The sequence below is a fragment of the Corynebacterium sp. HMSC034A01 genome, assembly GCF_001838175.1.
Taxonomy (GTDB): domain Bacteria; phylum Actinomycetota; class Actinomycetes; order Mycobacteriales; family Mycobacteriaceae; genus Corynebacterium.
In genome coordinates this window covers 167,583-191,912 of sequence record NZ_KV835919.1, presented here as the reverse complement: position 1 = coordinate 191,912, position 24,330 = coordinate 167,583, and the positions used below count along the sequence as shown (strand labels likewise).

At 64.6% G+C, this 24,330-nt stretch carries 19 protein-coding genes; 3 read left to right on the top strand and 16 right to left on the bottom strand.

Annotation, left to right across the window (positions count from 1 at the left end; genetic code table 11):
- Positions 1-28: 28 nt before the first annotated feature.
- Genes HMPREF2791_RS01030 through gabT form a run of 3 tightly spaced genes read right to left on the bottom strand, consistent with a single transcriptional unit; the run spans position 29 to position 4,121 of the window.
- Positions 29-1,399, bottom strand: a complete 1,371-nt coding sequence (locus HMPREF2791_RS01030; protein WP_070472323.1) for an aldehyde dehydrogenase family protein — start codon at positions 1,397-1,399, stop codon at positions 29-31.
- A 19-nt stretch (positions 1,400-1,418) separates the two neighbouring features.
- Positions 1,419-2,807 (bottom strand): NAD-dependent succinate-semialdehyde dehydrogenase, encoded by a 1,389-nt coding sequence (locus HMPREF2791_RS01025; RefSeq protein ID WP_070843866.1) that lies wholly within the window; start codon positions 2,805-2,807, stop codon positions 1,419-1,421.
- On the bottom strand, positions 2,808-4,121 hold the full coding sequence (gene gabT / locus HMPREF2791_RS01020; RefSeq protein ID WP_070843865.1) for a 4-aminobutyrate--2-oxoglutarate transaminase: 1,314 nt from the start codon (positions 4,119-4,121) through the stop codon (positions 2,808-2,810).
- Between the two features lie 127 nt (positions 4,122-4,248).
- Here gabT and HMPREF2791_RS01015 point away from each other — a divergent pair, with 127 nt between their 5' ends.
- Positions 4,249-5,688: a PucR family transcriptional regulator gene (locus HMPREF2791_RS01015; RefSeq protein WP_070843864.1), complete on the top strand. Its 1,440-nt coding sequence runs from the start codon at positions 4,249-4,251 to the stop codon at positions 5,686-5,688.
- Between the two features lie 9 nt (positions 5,689-5,697).
- Here the strand turns inward: HMPREF2791_RS01015 and HMPREF2791_RS01010 are convergent, their stop codons facing one another.
- The 5 genes from HMPREF2791_RS01010 to HMPREF2791_RS00990 form a co-directional block, all read right to left on the bottom strand.
- Positions 5,698-7,998: a LamG-like jellyroll fold domain-containing protein gene (locus HMPREF2791_RS01010; protein ID WP_070843863.1), complete on the bottom strand. Its 2,301-nt coding sequence runs from the start codon at positions 7,996-7,998 to the stop codon at positions 5,698-5,700.
- A 251-nt stretch (positions 7,999-8,249) separates the two neighbouring features.
- On the bottom strand, positions 8,250-9,986 hold the full coding sequence (locus HMPREF2791_RS01005; protein WP_070843862.1) for an RNA-binding domain-containing protein: 1,737 nt from the start codon (positions 9,984-9,986) through the stop codon (positions 8,250-8,252).
- A gap of 490 nt (positions 9,987-10,476) precedes the next feature.
- Positions 10,477-10,734: a hypothetical protein gene (locus HMPREF2791_RS01000; protein WP_070843861.1), complete on the bottom strand. Its 258-nt coding sequence runs from the start codon at positions 10,732-10,734 to the stop codon at positions 10,477-10,479.
- Between the two features lie 18 nt (positions 10,735-10,752).
- Entirely contained in the window at positions 10,753-12,063 is a 1,311-nt protein-coding gene (locus HMPREF2791_RS00995) for an inorganic phosphate transporter (RefSeq protein ID WP_070843860.1), read from the bottom strand.
- Between the two features lie 84 nt (positions 12,064-12,147).
- Positions 12,148-13,509, bottom strand: coding sequence for an amino acid permease (locus HMPREF2791_RS00990; protein WP_070843859.1), 1,362 nt, complete (start codon positions 13,507-13,509; stop codon positions 12,148-12,150).
- 310 nt (positions 13,510-13,819) lie between these two features.
- Here HMPREF2791_RS00990 and HMPREF2791_RS00985 point away from each other — a divergent pair, with 310 nt between their 5' ends.
- Positions 13,820-15,664, top strand: coding sequence for a CAP domain-containing protein (locus tag HMPREF2791_RS00985; protein WP_070843858.1), 1,845 nt, complete (start codon positions 13,820-13,822; stop codon positions 15,662-15,664).
- A 4-nt stretch (positions 15,665-15,668) separates the two neighbouring features.
- Here HMPREF2791_RS00985 and HMPREF2791_RS00980 read toward each other — a convergent pair whose 3' ends face one another.
- From HMPREF2791_RS00980 to HMPREF2791_RS00955, 7 genes are all read right to left on the bottom strand, one after another.
- Positions 15,669-16,838 carry a Fic family protein gene (locus HMPREF2791_RS00980; protein WP_070843857.1) on the bottom strand — a complete coding sequence of 390 codons (1,170 nt, stop codon included), beginning with the start codon at positions 16,836-16,838 and terminating at the stop codon, positions 15,669-15,671.
- 59 nt (positions 16,839-16,897) lie between these two features.
- Complete coding sequence (locus HMPREF2791_RS00975; protein ID WP_070843856.1) at positions 16,898-17,272, bottom strand: helix-turn-helix transcriptional regulator; 375 nt, start codon at positions 17,270-17,272, stop codon at positions 16,898-16,900.
- A 12-nt stretch (positions 17,273-17,284) separates the two neighbouring features.
- On the bottom strand, positions 17,285-17,584 hold the full coding sequence (locus HMPREF2791_RS11490; protein WP_083327845.1) for a type II toxin-antitoxin system RelE/ParE family toxin: 300 nt from the start codon (positions 17,582-17,584) through the stop codon (positions 17,285-17,287).
- Positions 17,585-17,602: 18 nt separating this feature from the next.
- The gene (locus HMPREF2791_RS00970; protein WP_070843855.1) at positions 17,603-18,409 is read right to left on the bottom strand and encodes a hypothetical protein; all 807 of its coding nucleotides are present in this window, start codon (positions 18,407-18,409) and stop codon (positions 17,603-17,605) included.
- A gap of 86 nt (positions 18,410-18,495) precedes the next feature.
- On the bottom strand, positions 18,496-19,653 hold the full coding sequence (locus tag HMPREF2791_RS00965; RefSeq protein ID WP_070843854.1) for a type II toxin-antitoxin system HipA family toxin: 1,158 nt from the start codon (positions 19,651-19,653) through the stop codon (positions 18,496-18,498).
- Positions 19,650-19,907, bottom strand: coding sequence for a helix-turn-helix transcriptional regulator (locus HMPREF2791_RS00960; RefSeq protein ID WP_246825282.1), 258 nt, complete (start codon positions 19,905-19,907; stop codon positions 19,650-19,652). Before HMPREF2791_RS00960 ends, HMPREF2791_RS00965 begins: the two co-directional genes overlap by 4 nt.
- A gap of 190 nt (positions 19,908-20,097) precedes the next feature.
- Positions 20,098-20,484, bottom strand: coding sequence for a hypothetical protein (locus tag HMPREF2791_RS00955; protein WP_070422092.1), 387 nt, complete (start codon positions 20,482-20,484; stop codon positions 20,098-20,100).
- Between the two features lie 191 nt (positions 20,485-20,675).
- Here HMPREF2791_RS00955 and HMPREF2791_RS00950 point away from each other — a divergent pair, with 191 nt between their 5' ends.
- Entirely contained in the window at positions 20,676-21,650 is a 975-nt protein-coding gene (locus HMPREF2791_RS00950; protein WP_083327843.1) for a GIY-YIG nuclease family protein, read from the top strand.
- Positions 21,651-21,928: 278 nt separating this feature from the next.
- Here the strand turns inward: HMPREF2791_RS00950 and HMPREF2791_RS00945 are convergent, their stop codons facing one another.
- Positions 21,929-24,196: a DEAD/DEAH box helicase gene (locus HMPREF2791_RS00945; protein ID WP_070843852.1), complete on the bottom strand. Its 2,268-nt coding sequence runs from the start codon at positions 24,194-24,196 to the stop codon at positions 21,929-21,931.
- Between the last annotated feature and the right edge of the window lie 134 nt (positions 24,197-24,330).

Genomic DNA, 24,330 nt, shown 5'->3' with positions numbered 1-24,330 from the left:
CAAATGCACACTCACCCAGCATCGCCGTCTACTCGGCCACGTAGTAGAGCTGCTTGTTCACAAACTCGTCCATGCCCTCGGGTCCGAGTTCCCGGCCGTAACCCGATTGCTTCACGCCGCCGAAGGGGAGCTCAGCCCCCATACCGGCCGGTGTGTTCACGTTGGCCATCCCAACCTCCAGACGGTCTGCGACGGCCTTTGCCCGGTCCTCGTCCGTGGAGAACACCGCACCACCGAGCCCGTATAGGGAGTCGTTTGCAAGGGCGACGGCTTCCTCGTCCGAGGAGACCTTGTACACCTCGGCGACGGGGCCGAAGAATTCCGCGTAGAAGGGCTCAGACCCCCGGGGGATGTCCGTGATTACAGCGGGGGAGACGTACGCGCCGGTCTCGCTGAGCTCTCCGCCGACCCGCAGGTTGGCGCCGGCGGCAACGGCCTCGTCGAGCTGCTGGCGCAGCCCCTCTGCCGCGCCTCGCGACGACAGCGGGCAATACGTGCCCTCTTCCACCTTGTCCCAGGTCGTCGGCCGCATCGCCTTTGCCAGCTCTACCAGCTCAGCCACGAACTCGTCGTAAATATGCTCCATCACAATCATGCGCTTGTTGGAATTGCACGCTTGGCCGGTGTTGATCATTCGGGTGGTGAAGGCCAGCTTCGCCGCCGCGGCCACATCGTCCGTATCCAGCAAGATGTAGGGGTCTGTGCCGCCAAGTTCCAGCACGACTTTCTTCAGCTGCTCGCCGGCTTGAGCCGCGACGGCCGCGCCGGCACGCCCGGAGCCAGTAAGAGAAATCCCCTGGATACGCCTATCCGCGATAATGTCCGAGACCTGTTCATGCGAGGCAAAGACGTTGACGTACACGCCGTCGGGGATCCCGGCCTCGCGCGTGAGTTCCTCGAATCGCAGTGCGCTGCGCGGGCAGATCTCCGCGTGCTTGAGCACGATGGTGTTGCCCAACATCAGGTTCGGGCCCACAAAGCGTGCGACCTGGTAGTAAGGAAAGTTCCACGGCATGATGCCTAGCAAGGGTCCGAGGGGCAAGCGGCGCATCACCGCTGTGCCGCCTTCGGTTGGTAGCTGCTGTTCCGCCGCGAATTTCTCGCCGTTGTCTGCGTAATAGTCGATGATATCGGCGGAAAACTCGATCTCCGCCACCATCTCCTGCAACGGCTTGCCCATCTCTGTGCACGACACTTCTGCGAGCTCGCGGCTGTTGCCGCGGAGAAGCTCCGCGAGCGTTTTCAAGCGCTCCGCACGGTAGCTGTACGGTTGCGCGGACCAGCCGGCAAAAGCGGCGGCGCTCGCTGCGATCGCGTCCTGGACCTGCTGATCAGTAGCGCCAGTGAAGGTCTCCACGACTTCGCCGGTAGCCGGGTTGGTTACTGCGTATTGGGACATGGTTGTGATTCCTTTCTGGTTACAGCGCCAGGTACTTCACGTCGAGATACTCGTCGATGCCTTCGGCGCCGCCCTCCCGGCCGAAGCCGGATTGCTTGATACCACCGAAGGGGGCCGCGGCGTCCGAGATGGCGCCGCGGTTGATGCCCACCATGCCGGCCTTGAGCTCTTCGGCGAGACGGCGGCAGGTATGCACGTTCTCGCTGAATCCATACGCCGCCAGCCCGAACTCGGTGTCGTTGGCGGCGGCGATGCCTTCTGCGAGGTCGGCGAAGGTGGTCACGGTGGCCACCGGACCGAAGATCTCTTGGCGCAGGATGGGGGCGTCCGCAGGGACGTCGATGAGGACGGTGGCCGGGTAGAAATAGCCCTTGCCTTCGGGGACCTCGCCGCCGGTGGTGACGGTGGCTCCGGCCGCAACCGCCTTATCGACGAGCTCCGCTATCCCGTCGCGCTGCTTCGCGGTGATCATCGGGCCGAGCGTGACGCCGTCGTCGAGGCCGTTGCCCATAGTCACCTCCGACATGCGCTGGGTGAGGCGCTCGGTGAACTCCCCGGCCAGAGACTCGTGGACGATAAAGCGGTTCGCAGCGATGCAGGCCTCGCCGCCGTTGCGCATCTTCGCCTGCATGGCGCACTCCACAACGAGATCCAGGTCCGCGTCCTCGCAGACCACAAACGGCGCGTTGCCGCCGAGCTCCATCGAGGTGCGCAGCAGGTTGTGCGCAGACTGTTTGACCAGGATCTTGCCCACAGCGGTGGAGCCGGTGAACGTGATCTTGCGCAGGCGCGGGTCCGCCATCAGCGTTTCCGACAAGCCAGCGGAGTCGGTGGTGGTGAGGATCTGCACCAGATCCTGCGGGCCGCCCGCCTCTCTGAGTGCCTCCGTGATGATGTCTGCCACCAGCAGCATCGTCAGCGGTGTCTCGGTTGCGGGTTTGACCAGCACCGGGCAACCAGCCGCCATCGCCGGGGCGATCTTGCGGGTGGCCATGGCCAGCGGGAAGTTCCAGGGCGTAATCGCCAGCACCGGGCCGACAGGGGCGCGGGTGACCGCGATGTCGCCGTTTCCTGCGGGTGCTCGGCCGACGCGCCCGGGGATGCGCACCGCCTCCTCCGCGAACCAGCGGAAGTACTCGGCACCGTAGGCGACCTCGCCTCTGGCTTCCGCCAGCGGTTTGCCCATCTCCTCGGTCATGGTGCGCGCGAACTCATCGGTGCGCGCGGAGATCTTCTCGTACACGGCGCGCAACACCTCAGCGCGTCCTCGCGGCGAGAACTCCGCCCACGCCCGCTGCGCTTCAACAGCACGACCGAGGGCGGCGAGCCACTCGTCCTTGCCGGTGTCCGGCACCTGGGCGATGACTTCCTCGGTGGCGGGGTTGAGAACGTCGAACTGCTTCGCCATTTACGCCACACGCTCCTTGATCGCGCCTGCGAGGATCTCCAGCCCCTCCACAAGCAGGTTCTCTGGGATCACCAGCGAGGGCAGCAGCCTGATCACGTTGCCGTCCATGCCGCAGGTGAGAATCAGCACGCCCTGGTTCTTGCACGCGGCGGCGACGTCTGCGGTCGCTGCGCCGTCTTCAAGCTCCAGCGCGATCATTGCGCCCCGGCCGCGCAGCTCCCGCACACCGTCGAGCTCCACCAGGGGTTCCAGATGGGTGCGCACGAGCTGTTCAATCTCACGGGCGCGGCCCGGCAGGTCGTTGGCCTCCATCTCCTCGATGGCGGCCAGCGCTGCGGCGCAGGCGACGGGGTTGCCGCCGTAGGTGCCGCCGAGCGCGCCGGGAATGGGGGCGTCGATGATCTCAGCGCGGCCTGTCACACCGGACAGCGGCAGGCCGCCCGCGATGCCCTTGGCAGTGGTGATCACGTCCGGCACCACGCCCTCGTGATTGACGGAGAACCATTCGCCGGTGCGGGCGAACCCGGCCTGGATCTCGTCGGCGACGAAGACAACGTCGTTGTCGCGGCACCACTGCGCGATCGCCGGCAGGAACCCTTCGGCGGGGACGATGAAGCCGCCCTCGCCCTGGATCGGTTCGATGACCACGCAGGCGAGGTTTTCTGCGCCGACCTCCTGCTCGATGGCTTTGATTGCGCGGTCGGCGGCTTCTTTGCCGGTCAGGCCGTCGTGAAGCGGGTAGGAACCCGGCACCCGGTGGACGTCGGAGGCGAACGGCCCGAACTTGGTCTTGTACGGCTTGTTCTTCGCGGTCATGGCCATGGTGAGGTTGGTGCGGCCGTGGTAACCGCGGTCGAACACCACCACCGCTGGCTTGCCGGTGTAGGAGCGCGCCACCTTCACTGCGTTTTCCACGGCCTCCGCGCCGGAGTTGAGCAGGAAGGACTTCTTGGCAAAATCGCCCGGGGTGAGTTCGTTGAGCTTCTCGCACACGGCGACGTAGGACTCGTACGGCGAGACCATGAACGAGGTGTGAGTGAACTTCGCCGCCGCTTCCGCAACCGCCGCCGCAACCTTCTCGTTGGACGCGCCGACGGAGGTCACGGCGATGCCGGATGCAAAATCGATGAACGAGTTACCGTCCGCGTCCACGAGCACTCCGCCGTCACCTTCGACCACGTAGCCAGGCAGCCCGGGGGAGAGGGCGCGCGCCACAGCACTCTGGCGGCGAGCGTCCAAATCCTTGCTCTTTGGCCCCATCCCGTCGGTGCTCACGCGGCGTTCTTGGGGGAGGTGGTACTTCAGATCCTGCATGCTGTGCTCCTTGTCTCCTTGCAACCATCGTTTCAACGTGTTGCAGCACAGTATGGGGACTCGGTGTGACCGGCGCCATGTACAGTGTGGCGATATTGCATCGACGTGATGTACGGAATGGAGCCCAATGGATCTGACCTTCACCTGGCTCACGCACAAACCAGAGCTGGCATTGCGCCAAGTTGTCGCCCCCTCTACCAGCGGCTTCGCGCTTGCGCAGACGAACGAACTCGAGGACGCCACCGAGTTCATCCAACCCGATTCGCTTGTGCTCACCGTGGGCATCGCCTTCAAGGACAACCAATCGGACCTGGGGCGCTACATCGACCACCTGGCGGACGCCGGGGCCGTGGCGATCGGCTTCGGCACCGGCCTGACGTTTACCACCATCCCCGAGCAGGTGGTCACCACGGCCCGGCGGCGCGGCATCGGACTGTTCGAGGTGCCGCGCCACATTCCGTTCATTTCGATCCTGACGGCGATACACCAGGAGCAGCGCCGCCGCGCCCAACTTGAGCAGCAGCGGCTCATCGACGACCAGGAACGCCTCACCCGCTCCGCCATCCCAGGCTCGTTGGACATGCTGGTCAGCACGGCTGCTGAGCTGCTGGATGCCAGCGTGCGCATCAACGGGCCCGGCGCGGCGCCGGTCGCAGCCGCCGAGTCCGCCGGGTACACACGCGCCGTGGACGAGGGCGCGCGCCTGCGCAGCTCAACGCACCGCCTGGTGTCGGGGCCGAAGCGCCCGTACTCGCTGGAGGTTGCCTCGGCGCAGCGTCCCCCTGCCGCGCTGCTGCGCCACTGCGCTGGTCTGGCAGACATGCTGCTGGCACGCCCCGCGGAGCTGCGCGCGGCACGCAACGAGCTCAACGCTTTCGCGCTTTCGGCACGCTTCGGACTCGGCGACGGGTCCACGCTGCTGCCCCGGGGCTTTGACACGCCTATCGACGACTCCGGGCTGACCCGCCCCGCTGTCATCACTGCCGATAGAACGCGTGCACTCGAACAGGCGCGCAACGCACTAGATACTGCGGCCGACGCGCAAGGGCATTTTCTCTACGCGGCACCACTCGACCCGTTGAGCATGGTGGTGCTGGTCCACCCAGACCAAGATGGTGCCGAGCTTCTCGCCGCGCTCGGCCCGACCGCCGAACGTGTGCGCGTGGCCGTCAGCCGTCCGCTGCCTGCTGCGGACCTCGATGCAGCCCACATCCGAGCTCTGAAATCGCGGTGCGGGGTGCTCGCACTCGGCGACAGCGCGCTTCCCGGTTCTTCGCGCGCGAGCTGGCTGACCGAACCCGCGGTGGCGGAGGCTCTGCGAGCACAACGCAAGGAACTATTCGGCGTGCTTGAGACAGAGGATGCCGAGCGCCACACCGACTACGCCCGAACTCTGACCGTGTTCTTGCAGCACGGCGGGCAACTGGCCCAGACCGCAGAAGCCTTAGGCATCCACCGGCACACCGCCCGCTCCCGCATTGCACGGATCCAGGAGCTGTGCGGCATTGACCTTGCTGATCCAGCGACGTTCGCGGAGGCGTTCTTCGCCGCAACCAGCGAGGTCTAGGCCGCGAACCTACATCTGAGGCAGGAACGGGCGCAGCTGGTCCAGAATCCACTGGAGCGTGCCGCCCGCGCCGGCAAGAACCGCGACGAGGAGGCCGAGCACGCCTACCAGCACGCCGCCGGCGAAGGCGCCGACGCTGCTGCCGACGTTGGAGGAGCCGTCGTTGGAGGAGCTGTCGTCGGCGGGCTGCGGCTCAGCGGTGACGGTGGTCGGAACCGCCACGGTCGTGGTCGCGGTGGTCGGCGTGCCAGATACGGTGCTGGTGACGGTTGTCGGGATCGCCACGGTGGTGGTCACCGGAGCAGCCGGCGCAGAAGGCGCAGCGGAAGAAGGAGCAGTCGTCGGCGCCGGGGCTTTACCGCGGGCGGTCAGCCACTGGTCCGGGCCGATCGGGTGGTCTACCATGCGGATCTCGCCGATGTTGCCGAACCAGCCGTCGACCTTGTCGTTGTCCCAGGCGGAGGTGCCCAAAAGCCACTTGTCGCCGTTGCCGCCCATGCCCAGCGGGCCGTAGCCGTCGCGCAGGATCGGGGAACCGTCGACGTACATGGTCACGGACTTGTCGGCCGGGTCGTTGACCACGGCGATGTGCATCCACTTGCCCTTGGGCACCTCGTGGGTCCAGTTGGAAAAGCCCTCGCCGTTTTCGCCGTAGGAGTACCAGCGCAGCTCGCGCAGGCTGGACACGCCGAGCATCTGGATCGGGTCGCCGTCCTCGTCTTCCGGGTGGGTGATGGTGCCGGAGGCGTCGCGGATCAGGGCGTTGGACCACTTGTTGTTGTCGGCGTTCCAGTCCTCGTCGAGCTTGAGGAAGGCCTCCATGGTGTAGCCGTTTTCAAACTCCTCCGAGTTGATGTCGGCGCCGGTGGCGGTTTCGAACCAGGCGGTGGAGTGCTTGAACTTCGGGTCCTTCCAGCGCAGGGAGCCGCGGTCCGCGGAAAGCGGGTGCTTGTCGTCGGAGAAGGTCACCGCGTCTGCGCCGGCGGCGATGCGGTGGCGTGCGCGGGTCATGTCGTCGCCGTTTGCGACGTCGGGGATGACGGCGCCGGCGGGGGCGGCTTCGCCGTCGTCAAGCAAAGTGCCCTCTACCTTTGTCTGGCCGGGGCGCCAGTGCACGACGGTGCCGTCCACGTACGCGTAGTCCTGCTCGTCCTTCGGCTTGTCCTTCTCGGTGACCTCGTAGGCCTTGTAGCCGTCCGTGATGGTCTGCTTCAGCGTCTCGTTGTAGTCCGGGTCGTTGGCGTCGCCGGCGGTGAAGCCCGGCGCGAACCCCTTGAAGCGCTCCGCGAAGTCCAGGTCGATGGTGTAGGAATCGCCCTCGCCTTCCATGATCAGGTGGTCGAAGGAGGTGAGCTGCTCGTACTTCTTGGACTTCACCCACGGCGAGTACGCGAGCATCTCCAGCTGGTTGTTGGTTAGGTCAAACTGCAGCTGGCCCATCAGGCCGTTGCCGCCCAGGTAGGCCATCTGGTAGTCCTGCAGAATGTTGATCACGTCGTGGCCAGCGTCGTTCTTCTCCACGTGGTAACCCGCGCCATGGTGGTGGCCGGCGATAGTGAGGAAGATCTGGTCGTTCTTGCGGATCAGCGTGTCCCAGAGGTGCTCGCCGTACTCTTTGGTGAAGTAGGTGGAGCCGTCGCCGTTAATGCCGGAGATCTCGTGGGCGGTGAGGATCACGGGCAGCTCCGGGTGCTTATCGATGACCTTTTGCGCCCACTCCAGCGTCTCGTCGTTGGCGCGGAAACCGAGTGCGAGCACCAGGTACTTCTGCCCCTCGGCCTCGAAGATGTGGTACTCCGAGTCCACGCTCTGGCCCGGGAAGGCGTAGCCGTCGCCGCCGTTGTGGATCTCCGTGGAGGCGGTGCGGCCCATGAACGTGGAGTTCTTCTTCGCGCGCTCCTCCGGGAAGTACTCGGTGAAAGCGGAGGTGCCGTCGAACATGGTCAGGTCGTGGTTACCCGGCAGCACGGAGTAGTTCACCCCGGCGTCCTCGAGCGCCTTCATTGCGCGGTCCGCGATGTCCCAGCTGGCGCGGTCTTCCGGCTCGTCCACCACGTCGCCCAGGTGAGTGACAAACTGCGTGCCCAGCTTCTTGTGGTTTTCCGCCAGGAACTTGGTCTGCACATCAAACGGGTTGGTGCCGTAGCGGTCGCCGAAGATGTCGCCGGCGGCCTCGGTGCCGTAGCGGGAGTAGAACTGCGTGTCCGGCATGACGCCGAGGGTGAAGCGGGAGGCCAGGTCCTCCGCGTTTGCGACAGGAACTGGAGTGAGCAGGGCAAGGGCGGTAATTGCGGCGACGTGCTTGCGCATGGCGGTCCTTCGTTTCAGAGGTGGTTTGCAGTCCAAAACGTAGCGCCCTCAGGTTTCGCTGCGGTGAAATTCAGGTGAAACTTATGCTTCTCGACGTTTAGCACCGCCCCGGCCGCCGTTTTTTCGCCATTTTCCCAGGGAATTCTTTTTGGGCCCATTTTTCGACCACGAAAGATATAGAAAAGATATAGCGTGCCGGTTTTTACTGTTTCACCTGGTCAGCGAATTGTTCCGATATCTTTCTATATCTTTCACGCCCGGATCCAGCGGGTGCCGCGCCCACGCGGGGGACCTTCAGGGTCAATCTGTGCGCGACCAAGGCTGCGCAGGTGGCGGAGAATCCGCCCCGCCTCGGCGACGCTGACGCCGGTTTGGTCTGCGATATCGGCGGACCGGAGCGATTCGCCGTCGACAAGCTTTGCTTCTATCCACTCCTGGATGCTCACCGTCGCCAGGTCGCCTGCCCGCTCGCGCCCGAGCAGCTTGCGCGCTTCGCCGCTGAGCGTCCACTCGCTGGCGTCCGCTACTGAATCGAGTAGTCCAAGCTCGACGAGCACGCCCATGAGCTCTTCCACCTCGAGGGCAGTGAGCTGCGTTTTGTGGGCTGCAGTTGCCGCAGTGATCAGAGGCGCGGAATTGAGGTGCCAAAGCACGATCAGCGTTGCGACGCTGCCAATAACCGCTTCGCCGTAGCGTTCCGACAGTTTCCTGAGCCCCTTGATAAAGGTCGTGTCGGGCTGCTGCGCGGCCAGGACCACCTGGACATGGGACTCGGTGGCAAAAACCTCCGGGACGTTTCGGCCAGTGCGGATCATCGTGGCCCACATACGGTCGAATCCGCGGGAGCTTTCCTCCGCCAGACCGAGCGTGCGCATCGCCGCCATGAGCCGGTTGTTCCGCGGAACCGATGTGGTAGTCAACAATTTGTCCACCATCACTCCCGGCGGCAGGGGACCTGGCGAGGTGATCTTCAGCGTGCGGTAGGTCTGCTCAACTACAACCGGGCCGGGCAGCCGCCAATCGCGGTGAATGAACGCGTTGGACACCACCTCATCCACAGCCTGTTCAGGGAAGCGGCTGATGGCGATCTCTTCACCGTCGTCGAACTGCACCCGTTCGATCTCTCTGTCCCCGTTTTCCGCAATCAGGCGGCGCAGGCGGGGCAACGCCAGCAAAACTGGGTCCGAAATCAGCGTGGCCTTCGGGTCTTCTCCCGGGATACTGCGCCACAGGTGCCGGACTACAACGTGTGTCGGCTCGGGTTCGGCAAAGAGGATTTCAGCCGCGCGCTTGAGCTGGCCGTCATCGCGCACTAGGCCGAGTTCGCGCAACAGTCCCGTCGTTGTTTGCGGGACCGCGGCCTCAGAGCCGCGCGCCCTCCTGTGCTCGCGGAGCATCCTCCGCGCCTCTTCAACCACTGCCAACGGCAGATCGTCTACGGAAACGTCTGCGGGGCCGTTCGAATAGTCAGGATTGCGCCGGGCCTCGTCGATCGAGCGGCGCATTTCCTCAGACATCGGCTGGCAGGAAAACTGGGCATCTGCCGTGCGTCGTTTCGCAGCGCCGTCTTTGCGGGTGTACAGCGCCCGCGCCTCAGGCACATGGATCACTAGAAGTCTCGCTCCCCACGCATGAACGGGCGCGATCTGCACATTCATGTTCGGCTTCGTGCCGTTGAAGATCTTCTGGGCGAGCTTCTCTTCGTCCATCTGAGTGCCGGTGAACGCGGCCTCGCCCGCAACCTTGTCCGCGACCCCCACAACAATGTGGCCCGTCGCAGCTTCACTGTTAGCCATGCAGATGGCTTCATTCAACAGCTTCTCGACGAGCTTCGCCTTCGCCCCCGCTTCGCCCTCCCTAACAGCAGGATCTTCTTTGAACTCCAGGATGAGCGACTCCTGCGAGTCTGCCGTCGCCCCACCATGGATCGCCTCGAGAGCGTCGCGGACGTGCGGGGCAAGATCATCCCAGGCAGATTCCGTAACCATGCCGTTGATTGTACATTTCCCCAAGGAATTCTTTTTGGTCCCGTTTTTCGGTTCCGAAAGATATAGGAAAGATATAGCGCAGTGAAAACGGCCCGCTTTGAACGTTTTCCCTGGCTAGAGAATTGTTCCGATATCTTTCGATATCTTTCCGGGCGCGAAAAACCCGGGCCCGCCCCGCAAAAGGGGATCGGCCCGGGTTGTCGCGACGCTGCTTTAGGAACGCGCGTCGACGTGCGGGAGCACGGCCAGCGGTGAGAGATCCGTCAGAGACGCGATGCCACGCTCCTCGTCGCGGAACCATGCGCGGACGTTGTTGATGAAGCCCTTCATGGCTCACCTCCTTTCGTTACCAGGGGGAGGTTGTTAACCTTCCGTTCATGTCGCGGTAACTTTAGGCTCGCGCAAATAGTTTGTCAACACCAACGATTGGCGCGCGTCCACGAAAAAGGGCCCTGGCACTCGCCAGGGCCCGGTAGAAATCAGGAGCGGGCTAGAGGAAGGGGTACGGGTCCCATCCGGTGAAGTACTCGATGCGCTCGCGGGCGATGAGCAGGATCGCGGCGATAACGGCAACGAACACGATGGCCAGGAAGATCCACCCCAGCACGCGGCGGCCGCCTTGCGGAGCGGAGCCGTCGCTGGCGGGAGAGAGGAAGTGGATGCTCAGGGCGTACAGGGCCGGCAGTCCGGCGCCGAGCAGGATGCCGACGGCGACAACGGAAACAAGCGATTTCAGCAGTTCAAGCATGCGGGTTGTCCTTTCCGGCTAGCCGCGCGGGTGGTGGTCGTGGGGGGCTGCGGTGGACCCCGGCACGCGCAGGCCGACGGAGGTGTCCACGAAGTCTGCGGGCTCGCCAGAGTCGCGGTGGGGCAGTTCGCTTTCAGACGCCCCTCCGGTGGTCTGCGCCGGCGAGTTGGAGTCGCCGTCCCAGTCGTCGTTGACGTTGTCCTTGTGCACCGGCTTCTGCGATGCCTGCCAGAACATGTAGCCGCCGCCGATGAGGATGATCAGCGCCAGGGCGACGCCGCCCCACACGAGGTCGCCGCCGAGCTCAGCGGCCCAGTGGCCGATCCACCAGGTGATGAAGGACACCAGCGCCGCAATGGGCAGGGTGGTGATCCAAGCCAGAGCCATGCGGCCGGCCACACCCCAGCGGACCTCGCCCTTCGGGCCGGTGAGGCCGGAGCCGAGGATGGAGCCGGTGGCCACGTGGGTGGTGGACAGCGCCATGCCCAAGTGCGAGGAGGTGAGGATGATCGCGGCAGAGGAGGTCTCTGCGGCCATGCCCTGCGGCGGGTGGATCTCCACCAGGCCCTTGCCCAGGGTGCGGATGACGCGGAAGCCGCCGGAGTAGGTGCCGATGGCAATCGCCAGGGCGCACGCCAGCTGGATCCAGAACGGCATGGGGTGGTCGGAGCCGAACTGGCCGGCGGCCACCATGGCCAGGAAAATCACGCCCATGGTCTTCTGCGCGTCGGAGGTGCCGTGCGCCAGCGCCACCAGGGAGGCGGTGCCGATCTGGCCCCAGCGGAAGTAGTTGTCACGGTGGTTCTTCTCGGCGTTGGCGGTGAGTTTGTAGACCAGCCAGGTGCCGATCGCGGCGACGAGGCCAGCAACAAACGGGGCGAACAGGGCGGGGACGATGATCTTGTCCAGCACGCCCTGCCACACCACGCCGTCGAAGCCGATGGCGGCGATGGCCGCGCCGATCAGGCCGCCGAACAGCGCGTGCGAGGAAGACGACGGGATGCCGAACAGCCAGGTGAACAGGTTCCACATGATGCCGCCGGCCAGGCCAGCGAACACCACGAGGAGGAGGCGTTCGGAGTCGAGGGTGTCGTTGAGGTCGAAAAGATCGAGTTTCACGATGCCGCCCGCGACCGTCTTCGCCACGGCGACGGAGAGGAACGCACCGATCAGGTTGAGTACACCGGCAAGCGCCACAGCCACTTTTGGCTTGAGCGCGCCGGTGGCGATGGAGGTGGCCATCGCGTTGGCAGTGTCATGAAAACCATTTGTGAAGTCGAAGAACAAGGCAACGACAATGATTAATACGAGGAGAATAGTGATACTCACGCGGGAGATTATGCGCCTGACTGAGAACAACCGAAACGTCCGGAGCCAATGTTCGCGCAATGTTCACCTGCCCGTCACCGGTGCCTACCCCACGAAGATGTTGCGCACCGCCACGCCCATGATCACCACGCCGACCACCAGCACAAAGATGGTGTCCGGGCGGCGAGCATAGTGCTTGAACGCGGTGGCCTTGTGGAACAGCAGCGACGGCATGATGTACACCAAAAACGCTACGAACACGCCGCCGACCACGGAGATCATGTCCAGGATCGACGGGTTCAGCACGGCGACAATCACTGCGGTGATAAACACGAAGATGTTGACTGTGAGGCGAAGCGTGGACGTCGAAAAGCGAGCCGCAAAGTTCGGCGCCACACTGCGCAGCAGGTACCCAGTGCCCTCCTCCGTGCCGAGCAGGTGCCCGAAGTAAGAGGTGATGATCGCGCAGATGGCGATGATCGGGCTGATCCACGCCATGAACGGCGCGTGCGTCTCATTGGCCAGGTACGACAGCACCGGCACGTTCGCCTCGCGCGCGGCGTCCATGCCGTCCGCACCCAGGGACAGCGCGCACGACCACACGAAGAACATGGTGAAGGTGACCAGCATCGCGGCGGTGACCATTTCCACCTTGGACACTTCGCGCTCTGTGGCGGCGACGTCACCGTCTGTCTTCTTCTGCACATCCAGCGCGAACTGGCTCAGCGCCGCCATGTGGCTGAAGGAAAACACCAGCACCGGAAGGATCAGCAGCAGGCCCTGCCACACCGAATAGGAGGATTCGTAGTCGCGGAAGCTGGCGAAGTCCCAGCTCGGGACCAGGTAGAACGACACCGCCGCCAGCGCGATGATCAGCGGATACACCAGCACGTTGGCCAGCCACAGGGTGAGTTTCTTGCCGAAGGCGTACGCGCCCGTCATCAGACCAGCCGAGGCCGTGGCCAGCACCCAGCGGCTCACCTCCGGCCCGCCCAGCTGGTTCACGATGAAGCTGTCCAGCGTGTTGGTGATGGAAATGGCGTAGATCAGCACCGTGGGGTAGATGCCCAGCCAGTACACCAGCGCCGAGGCGAATCCGCGCTTGCGGCCAGTCAGCGCCGTGATCACCTGCAGCACGTCCAGCCCCTTCACTGGGGACGCGGAGACGATGCGGGCGTAGGTGCGGTGGGAGAAAAACACCATCGGGCCGATCAGCAGCGTGGCAATCACCAGCGGCCAAAACCCGAAGCTGCCTGCGTTGATGGGCAGGAACAGAATGCCCGCGCCCACGCCGGTGCCGAACAGCGTGATCACCCAGCGCATGAACGAGCCGTCCGGCTCGTCGCCCTCGCGCTGCTCCTTGATCTGCTCGATGTCGGCGTCCGAGAGGTTCTCCCGGTCGAACTCTTGGCGCGAGAGCTCGAGATGCTCGTCGCTGTGTTGCTCAGGTAGCTGGGCGTTAGTCATAGTGATCTAGGTTACGCGTGGTGCCGCTGGGGGCGGTGTTTTGCATTCGCCTATCGACGCCCCTCCGGTTGGCGCCCGTGACAGCGCCGCCCTCGGCGCCAGCGCAGTTCCCAGCGCCGCCAATCTCGCAAATGGTGAAAGGCTAATGGTGAAAATCCAAAAATTTTCGCGGATTCACCATCTGTGCGGTTTACCGGTTGATCGGGAGGATCTGCGCCACCCCCACCAAATGTCTAGTTGTTTGCCAGGTTTTGGTGATCTAGATTTTTAAATCGTCACCGTTTGGCCTGTGTCCCGAGAGGATCACCCCATGTCCCGCTCCCGCATCGCAACCGCCACGCTCGCCTGCGCGCTCGCCGTCAGCACTGTTCACGTCCCCGTCGCTGAGGCGCAGTCGTCGGGGAGCTCTACCAGCACCGTCGACCAGCAAGGCTTCGACGCGGCCACCGCCAAGTGGCAGCAGCGTTACGACGACGCATCCGCCTCCCTCAAGCAGGCCGAACACGACGCCAATGCAGCGGAGGCACAGCGCGAATCCGCGAACGCCGCCGTACGAAACGCGGAGGCAGCAGTCGAGGAGGCGGGGGCTGCGCTGAAGAAGGCCGAGGCCGCGCTCGCGCGCGCGGATGTGGAAACACGCAAGGCAGAGCTGGACGCCGCCGAGGAAGTGCTGAAGGAGGCGGAGCGGGAGCTCGTCGCAAAGCAAAAGGGGCTCGACGCGGCGGAGGAAGACACCGCCGCCCTCGCCGAGGACGTCACCTTCGCGGAGGAAACGGCCGCCGTGGCAAACGAAGCTGCAACCGCTGCTGCGGACGAGAAGGCCGACATGCAGCAGGCCGCGGATTCCGCGCAGGCCAAACTCGCCGACGCCCAGGCTCGCGAGGCCGCCGGCGCCGACTACACCCAGGAGGACTGGGAGCGCCTGGTCGCGGACGCGATCGTGGAGATCACCAACGAATACCGCCAGCGTCACGGCATGCACCCGCTGATCAGCCACGACGTGTTCAACGACAACGCCCGCGACTGGAGCGGCGTGATGTCCGCCGACATGCAGCGCGGCGCCAGCGACGACGACTACTTCCGCCACGCCGAGTTCGAGGACTACGGGCACAGTGGGGAGAACATCGCCTACAACTGGCTCGGCTGGCCAGATGTCTCCCCGGCTACCGCAGACCGCACGCAGTGGGCAGAGCTTCCCGAGGCGCTGTTCACCCAGTGGCGCAACTCCACGTCAGGGCACAACGAAGGCATGCTGGACTCGAGTCAGACTGGTATCGGCGTCGGCGTGCGGGTCGCTCCTAACGGCCAGGCGTTTGCCACCATGCAGTTCTACAAGCTGTCCTACCCGACAACCTCCCACACGTTCGGCCCGGACGAAGGCTCCCAGAAAGCCAACGCGAGTGGGGTGCCGTACTACGTCTCCACCGGCGCGCGCGAGGCGCTGCGCACCCCCGATCTCACAGTGGACCTGGGCGACCGCAAGCGCGCGAACCCGAGCTACGACGGACTCAAGCGCGACGAGATCCGCGCCATCCCGGCCCGCATGACCAGCAGGCTCGGCGTGGCGGTCTCGCACGATTACGCCGCCGAGTTTTCCATCGCGGAGGCCGGCCTTTCCGTCGCGCAGACGGACCTCGCCGCTGCGGAGCAGCGGGACTCCGCCGCGCAGGACGCGTTGGCGCAAGCCGTGGGCGTGCTGGAGGACGCTGAGAGGCGGTTGCGGAGTGCCGTCGATAGGCAGCAGCGCCTAGAAGGCGAGCGGGATGAGCTCGCGCGCGCCGAGGCTGAGGCCGCGGATGCGAAGGATGCCGCAGAGGCCGAGCTCGCGTGGGCGGAGGCCGCGGACCAAGACGCGCTGGTGGCGGCGGTTGCGGACGCGCAGGAGCGCCTCGCCCAGGCCGAGCAAAGTGTCGAGGACGCGTACGAGCTTTCCACCGCCGAGCAGATGACCCTCGACGAGGCCGAGGCCTACGTCGCCGAAGCCGAAACCGAGTTGGCGCAGGTCAACGCGCAGCGCCCGACGCTGGCGCAGTACACCACCACCGAAACCAACACCGTCGCGGTGGTGCTGGGTGTGCTGGCCGCACTGGCGGTCGTGGGCATCTGCGTGGTGGCGCTGGCGCCGCGCCTCGGCATTGAGTTGCCCTGGCAGTAGCGGCTCAGCCCCGGCGGCCGGAGGCCTCGGCGAACTCGTCGAGCAACGCGAGCACGTCGGGCGAGCGCCACCCGCGCTGGCGTTTATCCAACTGCGCTGAGATGACGATGCCGTCAACCTCTAGCCGCTCCAGGGCGTTGCGGGCCGTCTCCGCTGACACGCCAAACTCCGCGGACACCGCCGCCGTGGTCAACACGGGCCGCTGCAGCAGCAGGTCGAGCACCCGCCAGGCCAGCGCGTCGGCGCGGGCTGTGAGCTGCTCGTTCCACTCCGCACGCACGGCACCAAGCTCCGCTGCCAGCCAGGACCCGCGCTCGGCGGCGTCGATGGCGGCGCGGGCGAACAGCTGCACGATCCGGTCGACGTCGCCGCCGCGGTAGGCATCGAGCGCGGCGAAATACCCAGCTGTGTCGGTGAGCAGGCTGGCGGACAGGGGGAGGGCGGAGCTCGTCGTTAAGCTACGCTCCCGCAACACCACATGCACAAGCGCGCGGCCCGTGCGACCGTTGCCGTCGGCGAACGGGTGGATCGTCTCAAACTGCGCGTGCGCGATCGCCGCCTGGGCGAGCGCCGGGAGGTCATCGCGCGCCATGAACTCGCCAAGATCCGCCATCAGCTCTCCAAGGCGGCGTTTGTGGGGCGGCACGAACATCGCCCCGGCGGGGGAGTAGTCGCTACCGCCGATCCACACCTGAGCGTTACGCAGCACACCCGCGATCTCTGGAGCGGAATCCGTAAGCAGGATCCGGTGCATCTCCACGATGTCGTCGACGCTCACGCGCGCCCGCTCCACGGCGGCCTCCATCTGGCGCGTGTTCGCCGCAATCAGCGCCGCATTTCCCCGCCCGCGGCCAGTGACCTCCGCCTCCAGCACCTTGCGAGCCGACGACGTGAGCTGCTCAATGCGACTAGACGCGGCCGACTCACTGCGCAGCAGCAGCGGGGTAAACGGCACGACCCGGTGCGCGTCCGTCGTATCGAACCGCACGGCCGCGACCGTCGCCTGTTCCACCAGCGCACGAGTTTCTTCGCTGAGCCCGAGCGGCTGAGTCGCAATCTTCGGGACCACTGCGGCCTCATACTCGCGCGGCATCCTCTTCGCCGCCCGCCGCGGGTACGAATCGGGCGCGGGCGACCACGGAAGCGTCTCAGTTTCCACCCGCGGCCAGTTCATACGAGGGAGACTACCAAAGTTAATCCGATATCTTTGGTAGTTGCCGGCAACCGCCAAACTTATCGACGGCTAAAGCGCGCCCAAGCAGTCAGCCCTGACTGCTGCGCATTGCGCAAGTCAGCCAGCTCGCGGTGGCGCGCCCTTTCTCTCACAGCGGCAAGGCTCGCCTGAGTTTTCTCGTCGTGGGATTGTCTCCACGCAAGAAATGTGTCCTGGAGATTGAGCCACAGCTCTGCCGAGGTACCCAGCGCTGCTCCGACCAGCTCGGCGGATTCCCGCGTAAGCTCCCGCTCACCCGAGATGAGCTCTTCAACGAAGCGCGTCGACCGTCCCATGATCGCGGCGAAATCTGCTTCGCTCCAACCACGTTCTTCCAGTTCCTCCGCGAGGAAATCTCCTACTGGGAACGCTTCTGCCAAGGGTTGAGTAGCCATTGTTCACCTCCGTCAGTGGTAGTCGACCATTTCAATAACAACTGCGATGCGTCCATCTTCGCTAGTTTCAAATCGAATAACAAGGCGATATTGCTTATTCAGCCGTATTGATGAAGTCCCTAAACGGTCTCCCCGTAGCTGCTCCAAGTGCAACGACTTCATTCTCCGCAAATCTCGTTCATCGCGAGCAGTGTGGAGAATCTGAATTTGACGCCGGTAGGACCGCGTAAGTTCAGGGCTCCACCGCTTTGAACGAAAATCGGGGTCTTCTGCTAGGCGCTGCAGATTCTTGTCCTCGTATCGGACCTTCATGCGCGTACGTGCCCGCTCCTACGCCGGCCGCACGCGCGCCCGCTCCAACCGGTGCACCACCACAACCTCCTCCACGGCGTACACGATTTCCCGCAGCGCGCCGAACCCGGAACGCTTCGTGCTCAGATCCACCGTCACTTGCACGCCGCCGACCCACATCTCCAGCACCACGTCCGGCTCCGCCTTGTTGGGTCCGAACAGCGGCAGCGGAAAGTAGATTGTGCTGGGCTCGGGCACGATCTCGACGCCGCGAACTTCTTCGCACTCGAAATCCATGCGCATGCCCGCAAGGCCTGTGCGCCTCGGACCTCCAAGTGTCGGAAGCGTCACTTCACTGATTTCGACCCGCATTGCATGGGCTACAGCGCCAAGACGCACCGGCTGGGGCAGAGCCCACGAGATGCTGGTGCACAGCACCGGCATGAATTCCATGATCCCCTGTTCAGCCTGTTCACGAGCCGTGACCGCAAGGGAGTAAATTGCAGCGAACCTCGGCTCAAGCGCCATCGCATCCCTACATATCTCCGCGAGCATCCCCGCGGCACGCGCCGCCCTGTTCGCCGTCATCGCGTCGCGCAGCATCATCAACGGGACGCCCGCCATCACGGTGTAGCTGACCAGCTCCTCGGCGCGCTCGCCAGTGACCGGCTGCCTATCGTCCACAGGCCGCCACTGCTTCGCCGTGCGGTTCACGGCGTCCACAATTTCCTGCCCGAGCGCCCGTGCAGCCACGTTCAGCTCGCGCCCCGGATTCTCAACAATTACCCGGCCCCCAACGTGCGTTCCCGCCGCCTTGGCCCCAATTTTCCAAGTTTTCATCCCCATGCCCGGCAGCGTACGTCGCGCCCGGTGCGAGCACAGCCCCTCACGTGCTCATTTCAGTGGACATCCGCCTATCGACGCACCAAAGGTCAGCCCCACAACTTCCTCCGTCGATCCAGCACCCTCCTGAGGTCACGCGCCCGGCGTGGATCGAAATCGGCCGCGGCCACGATCCGCTCCGCGGCACCATCGGTTACCCGCAGGGCTTGGGCCATAACGCGCTTGGTTGCGTTCACCGTCAAACCGATCTCCGTGCAGAATGCCCGGAACGCCTTGCCGCTGATGTTGTCCTTGCGCCCCTGCACCGACAGCGCCATCGTGGAATCCCCGTAGGGCACAGTTGATGGAATGTCGTAGATAGGGGACATCTCGGCCCTGCGGCCCCTCCAGATCAACGACAGATTCTTCGCATGTAGATCACCGTTTCCGGTCAGCCAGGCAAGGGCGACTTGGAAGGCGATTGAACGGGCAGTCAAGCTTGGCGACGCACTCACGCCCATCAACGCCTCAGCCACTTCCTCCATTGCTGGGCTGTACTTCGCGCTCGGGTACAGGCCCATGACCTGCGCAGCGTCTTCGACGTGGAGCCGGGTGCCGTCTAACCGGTCGAAGCGGGTGATGAGGAGTCCGGGGCGACCGGAGGCGTCGATAAGCAATTGCGTTTCAGCGAGCGGGTACTTGGCGGCGGCTGCGATGGCGAAGCACTCGGCCTCATTCTCTACAAGCTTCGGGTACTCGGGCGGGGACACCTTGAGAATGTATTCGGTGTTGTGGCCGCGAACTGGGGCCGCAATGGTGCGTGCCGATGCCTTGTCCTGCACGCCGGGAACGGCAATGGGGTCCGCGATTCCGGCGTCAGTGATGGCCGCCGAGAAATCGAGCGGGCCAGACAAATCGATCACGGCGGGGGAGGGCGCGAGCGGCTTGCCGTGCGCAACGACGCTGACATCACCGACCGTGTCGGAACCGACAGCGACGAGGAGGGCTAACTCATCGTCGAGCGACGCCTTGACCGAACGCTTCAACGTGGAGAGCCGCCTGCCCTCAGGCAGCAGGTTGGTGAAAAACGGCGGGAGCGCACCTGCCGAGGTGACATAGGGCGCGCCACTGATCGGCAGCGTTGAGGCCACAGCCTTCGTGGCGCCCTCCACGTAGCCGAACTCCGTGCGGCCATCGGCATGAGTGGTGAAGTGGCCGGCCAGTTCCTCGCCCACGTACACGTCTGCTGCAACAACCGGGGACGTCACAGCAGATCACCCCTATGCACAACAGGTTCGAGGTCGTAACCGAGAACCGCAAGCACCTCGATCACCTTGCCGATCTCCGCCGTCGGCTTGCCATGCTCCAGCTCCCGGAGGAACCGATCCGACACGTCCGCAAGCTCCGCGACCTCCAGTTGGGTCAGCCTCCGCTCCTTGCGCTCAGCGCGCACAAAACTGCCGAGTGCCTCAATGTCCACGCACCACGCCTCCTCGCCGATCGCATTACGGAACGTTCGCACCGAATCTGTTCCAATAGGCCGTAAGTTTAGCGCAAAACAGTGCATTTCGGTGCGTTCGATCCGAATTGGACGCACGCACCCTCGATTTTGCGATATTTTTCATCAGATCGGCGCGTTCGCTCCGCCGGGGCGAGCTCGCAGGGTGGTTTCGGCCGCATACACGCAGCGATCCGCCTATCGACGCACCGGCTTAGCCCAGCGGCGCGTAGCCAAAGTCACCGCGCTGCACCTGACTGCGGGCATTCGGGTCGAAGGTTGCGCACAGGGCTGCCGCCACGTAGCGCACACCGCCTGCCGGCGAAGAGGAGCCGACGCGCTCGGCGCAGTTCTCCAGGGCTGGCAGGCCGATACTCTCCCCGGGCGAAGTCATGGAGAAGAAGGACGCGGCCATCATGGTGTTGCCATCGGCGCGCACGTATTCCGAAGAGCCCTTAATAGCTTGCCAAGCAATCGCCCCGACGGGATCGGTGCGGAACTGGTCCCGCTCAGTTGGGGTCAGCTCGGCGTTAGCAGCAGGCGCGGACAGTGTTGTGATGAGTAGTGCTGCTGTTGCAGCAAGGAGAGGAAGCTTTTTCATAGGAACACTCTATCTCCCGCGCCACAGTTCTTCTTGGCATTGCCGACCCCGGCTTAACTGATGGCGCTGCGCAACTGTCGAATCTCGGCAGGCCCCACACGGCGCAATGCGGAGTCCGCAAGGGTTGACCCATCGGCGACCTCCGTCACCTCAATCTGAGTCAGCTTGATTTTCGGATTACTCTCAACCACATGGGTTCCCCGAAAACGCTGCAGCTTTTCATGATGGACGGCACTGCCGCCGGGCCGATCAAGGCCTCGATTAGAAATTGGGTCGGGCGGGTCTATTCAATTCCCCGAACCGAGCTCAATTCCGAGGAGCTGCGACGCCGTCCCGAGCTCAACCACCCGGCGGTGTACTTCTTGGTCGGTACGAACCCGGAAACCGATAAACCGCGTATCTACATTGGGCAGACAGCACCGCGGCAGAATGGTGTCGCGTTCGCACGGGCAGCGGAGCATGCACGCAGCGAAGACAAGGACTTTTTCAACCGCATCATCTACGTGGTTGTGGTGGATGACTCATGGGGAGCAACCGAGATCACTTTCTTGGAAAACGCTTTCCACCAGCGCGCGATCCAGGCGGGCCGCTACGAGGTAGCCAACGGCAACACCCCGTCCGCCGGCAGTGTCAGCGAGGAAACGCAGGCAGAGCTCGACGAGTTCATCGAGAACACCAACCTGATCATCAGCGCCCTGGGCATCTCGGCTTTTCAACCTAAAGCCACATCGTTGAAGTCGCGCACTGCAGCTACCACAGCTACAGGTTCGGCCCTCCAATCCCAGCACGAAGAGCCGATGTTTGAACTCACCGTTCCGCGCCACGGTGTGCAAGGCCTCGGCCAACGAACCACAAACGGGTTTCTGGTGCTTGCAGGGTCACAACTGCGGGAGGAGCTCTTGCCGAGTGCGCAACGAGGGGTGCACGCAACCCGCGACCGCTACGCGGATCAGATTCAAAACGGTGCTTTGCTCTCGGACCTTGAGTTCACCAGCCCATCGGCGGCTGCAGCGTTTCTTGTCGGAGGCGCCGCGAATGGACGGAGACTGTGGCACCTACAAGACGAACCATCCACAACGTTGGCGGACTGGGAGGATCGTGAAGGCGACGAAGCCGACCACCAGGTGCCGCAGATCGAAACGGAGAGGCGCGCTGATGACGATTAGCACAGCAGACGCGTACGACAAGCTCACAACTTTTTGGCGCGCGCTCGGAAACTACCCAACGTTCGCCAAACACGCGCAGGACGATTGGTGGTGCGCACTCCACCCTGAGGACCGTAAGGCGTTTGAAGGGTTAAGCGAATCCGACCGACTAAGCCTCCGCGAGTGGGTCTACCCCGGCTACTGGCCTAACGTGCCCCAACACTTCAAGGGTGATCCCCGGTCAGCTCGATTCGTGAGCGTCCTCATGAATCCTGGACGCGATGATGAGCTTCAGGCGCTCACAGGGGACGTTTCGGATTACCACCCGCTGCTTTCGCAGCAAGCGGACGCGCGCTGCCCGAACTCCAGCACCGCGTCCAGTTCCAGGCGCTGCAGCTCCGCGCGGGTGGCTTCGCGCCGGGCGTTCTCGTCCGCGTCCTTGGACCAGAACGGCACGAACGTGGGCGCGTCCGCGATCTCCGGCGGCAGCAGCTCGAAACGCGCGCGCAGCGGTCCTCGGCGGCGTCCGCGCGCTCCAGGATCCGCAGCGGCATCTGGGCGACCGCAACATCCTCGTCCCCGACGACGCTGCGCATGAGCGTACGAATCCCGAACCCCCTCGACCGCGACTGCACGAACCCCGCCCGGTGCGCCGCGTCCTGCACCGAGTCCGCGAACATGAGCGTTTTCTTCTCCTCCTGAGCCAGCTGCGGCATGCCGAAGAGGTTGGACAGCCCCACCGAGAGCAGCGTGGCCACGCGCGAACCGATGTAGCGCACCGCGTCCGGCTCCCCGCAGTTCGGGCACACCTGCTCGCGCGCGTAGGCCGCCGCGTCCAGCCCCGAGTACGCGAGCACCGGCACCGAGCGCCCCTCCGCACGATCCTCATCGCTCGGCTCGGTGGTACTCAAAGTGCGCATGGACGTGTGGAACCACATCAGCGCGCGTTTGCCGTCTTCGCCATCGAACGCGCCCAGCTCCATGCCTTCGGCGACCGCGCTCCGGTACTCGTTCGTGGCATCGATGAGTGGCCGCGGGAGCTCAGGCTTATCGACGGATGCCTTCCGGATCTCCCCACCATTGAGCACCACCGCGTCGGTACCCGGCTCAAGGGCTGTCATCCACCCGGCGCGGCCGCATTCGCGGCAGTAGATGGCGGGCAGCCACACCGCGGAGTCCTCCACACCGATGTGGCCGTCGTCGGCAAACCGGAACACCTGGCCATCCTCGGTAGGGGTGACGGCGCGCTCGATGCGGGAGACCTCGCGCACCCACAGGTGCGTCTCCACACCGGGCAGGCGCTTACCACCAAACCCGTACGCCTCGACGGCGAGCACGCGCAGGTGCGCCACCGCGGTGAGCAGGTGGGTGACGAACTCCCGCGCGGTGTCCTCGCCCAGGCTGCGCAGCACGATCGGGTCGAACATTTCCTCCGGCAGCGTCTTCGCGTCCTCGCCCTCGCGTTTGATGAGGGGTTTGACGTTCCCGGCGCGACCGAGCAGCGCCTGCGTAATCAGGTGCACAGCGTAGGCCGCGATGGTCGTGTCGAGGTCCGCGCCCGCATCCACACCCCAAAGCTGCGTGCGGAAGATGTCCAGCACCACGTCCGCGTGGTCGCGCCCGGAGGTGTCGTTCGCGACCGCGTCCACGATCCCGCGCAGCTCATCAATATCCGGCGGCAGGGGAGTGGTGCTACGCCCGTAGGTCTGCGCGATCTCCTCGGTCCACTCGGTGTACGTGAGCGTCTTCTCGCTCACCATCGCGTCCGGCGTGAACGCTTCGCCGAAGATGGTGCCCGCGAACTCGAGCACCTTCGAGCGATCGTCGTCACCACCCAACGTTGCCGACGTTGCCACGGGAGTGACGCGCCCCAGCGGGTTCGACGCGTACTCACCAAGGAAGTCCTCCGGCTGGTGCTCCTTCAGCATCAGCCCGAGGCGACGCAGCAGCAGCGCGACGTCGGTGCCCTGCGCGCCGTCGTACGTGTGGAACTCGTCCAACACCAGGTACAGCAGCGACGTTGCGGACCTGCGCCAGATCTCCCGGTCCTCTGGACGAAGCAGCAGCTGATCCAGCATCTTGTAGTTGGTGAGCAGGATATCCGGCGGGTTGAGTCGCATCTCGTCGCGATCATTGATTAGCGACTGCGCCGTCACCTTCTTCACACTGCCCCTGGCCTCACCGGTGTAGATACCCGCCGTAACACCCGCCAACGCCGGCTCATTCGCGATCAGCTTGGCCAAGCGGTCCGCCTGATCATTCGCCAGCGCGTTCATCGGGTACAGCAGCAGCGCCTTCACACCGGTGTGGCCTTCAGCCCGGGCACGCGCGGCGTGGTCCAGTACGGGGTAGAGAAAGGATTCCGTCTTACCCGAGCCGGTACCCGTGATCACCAGCGTGGGATCCGGGCGACGCTCCCCATGCTCGTCCCGGCTGCGCAGCCTGCGGAACGCTTCCGCCTGGTGGTGGTACGGCGTGAACCACGAGGGCATCCAGTCCAGGATCCCGTCCCACCCGATGGCACGCGCGTAGGGGAGCCGCACCCGCACGTACGGCCCGTGGAACATGCCGCGTTCCGTGTCCTCCAGAAACGCCTTCAGCGCGTTGGACGTCTCCGGGTTCGCCAGCGAAATGCGGTGGCCAGGTGCTCGGAGACACCGCCTAGGACGTGCTCGGATGCGTGGACAGGGATAAGGGTGGA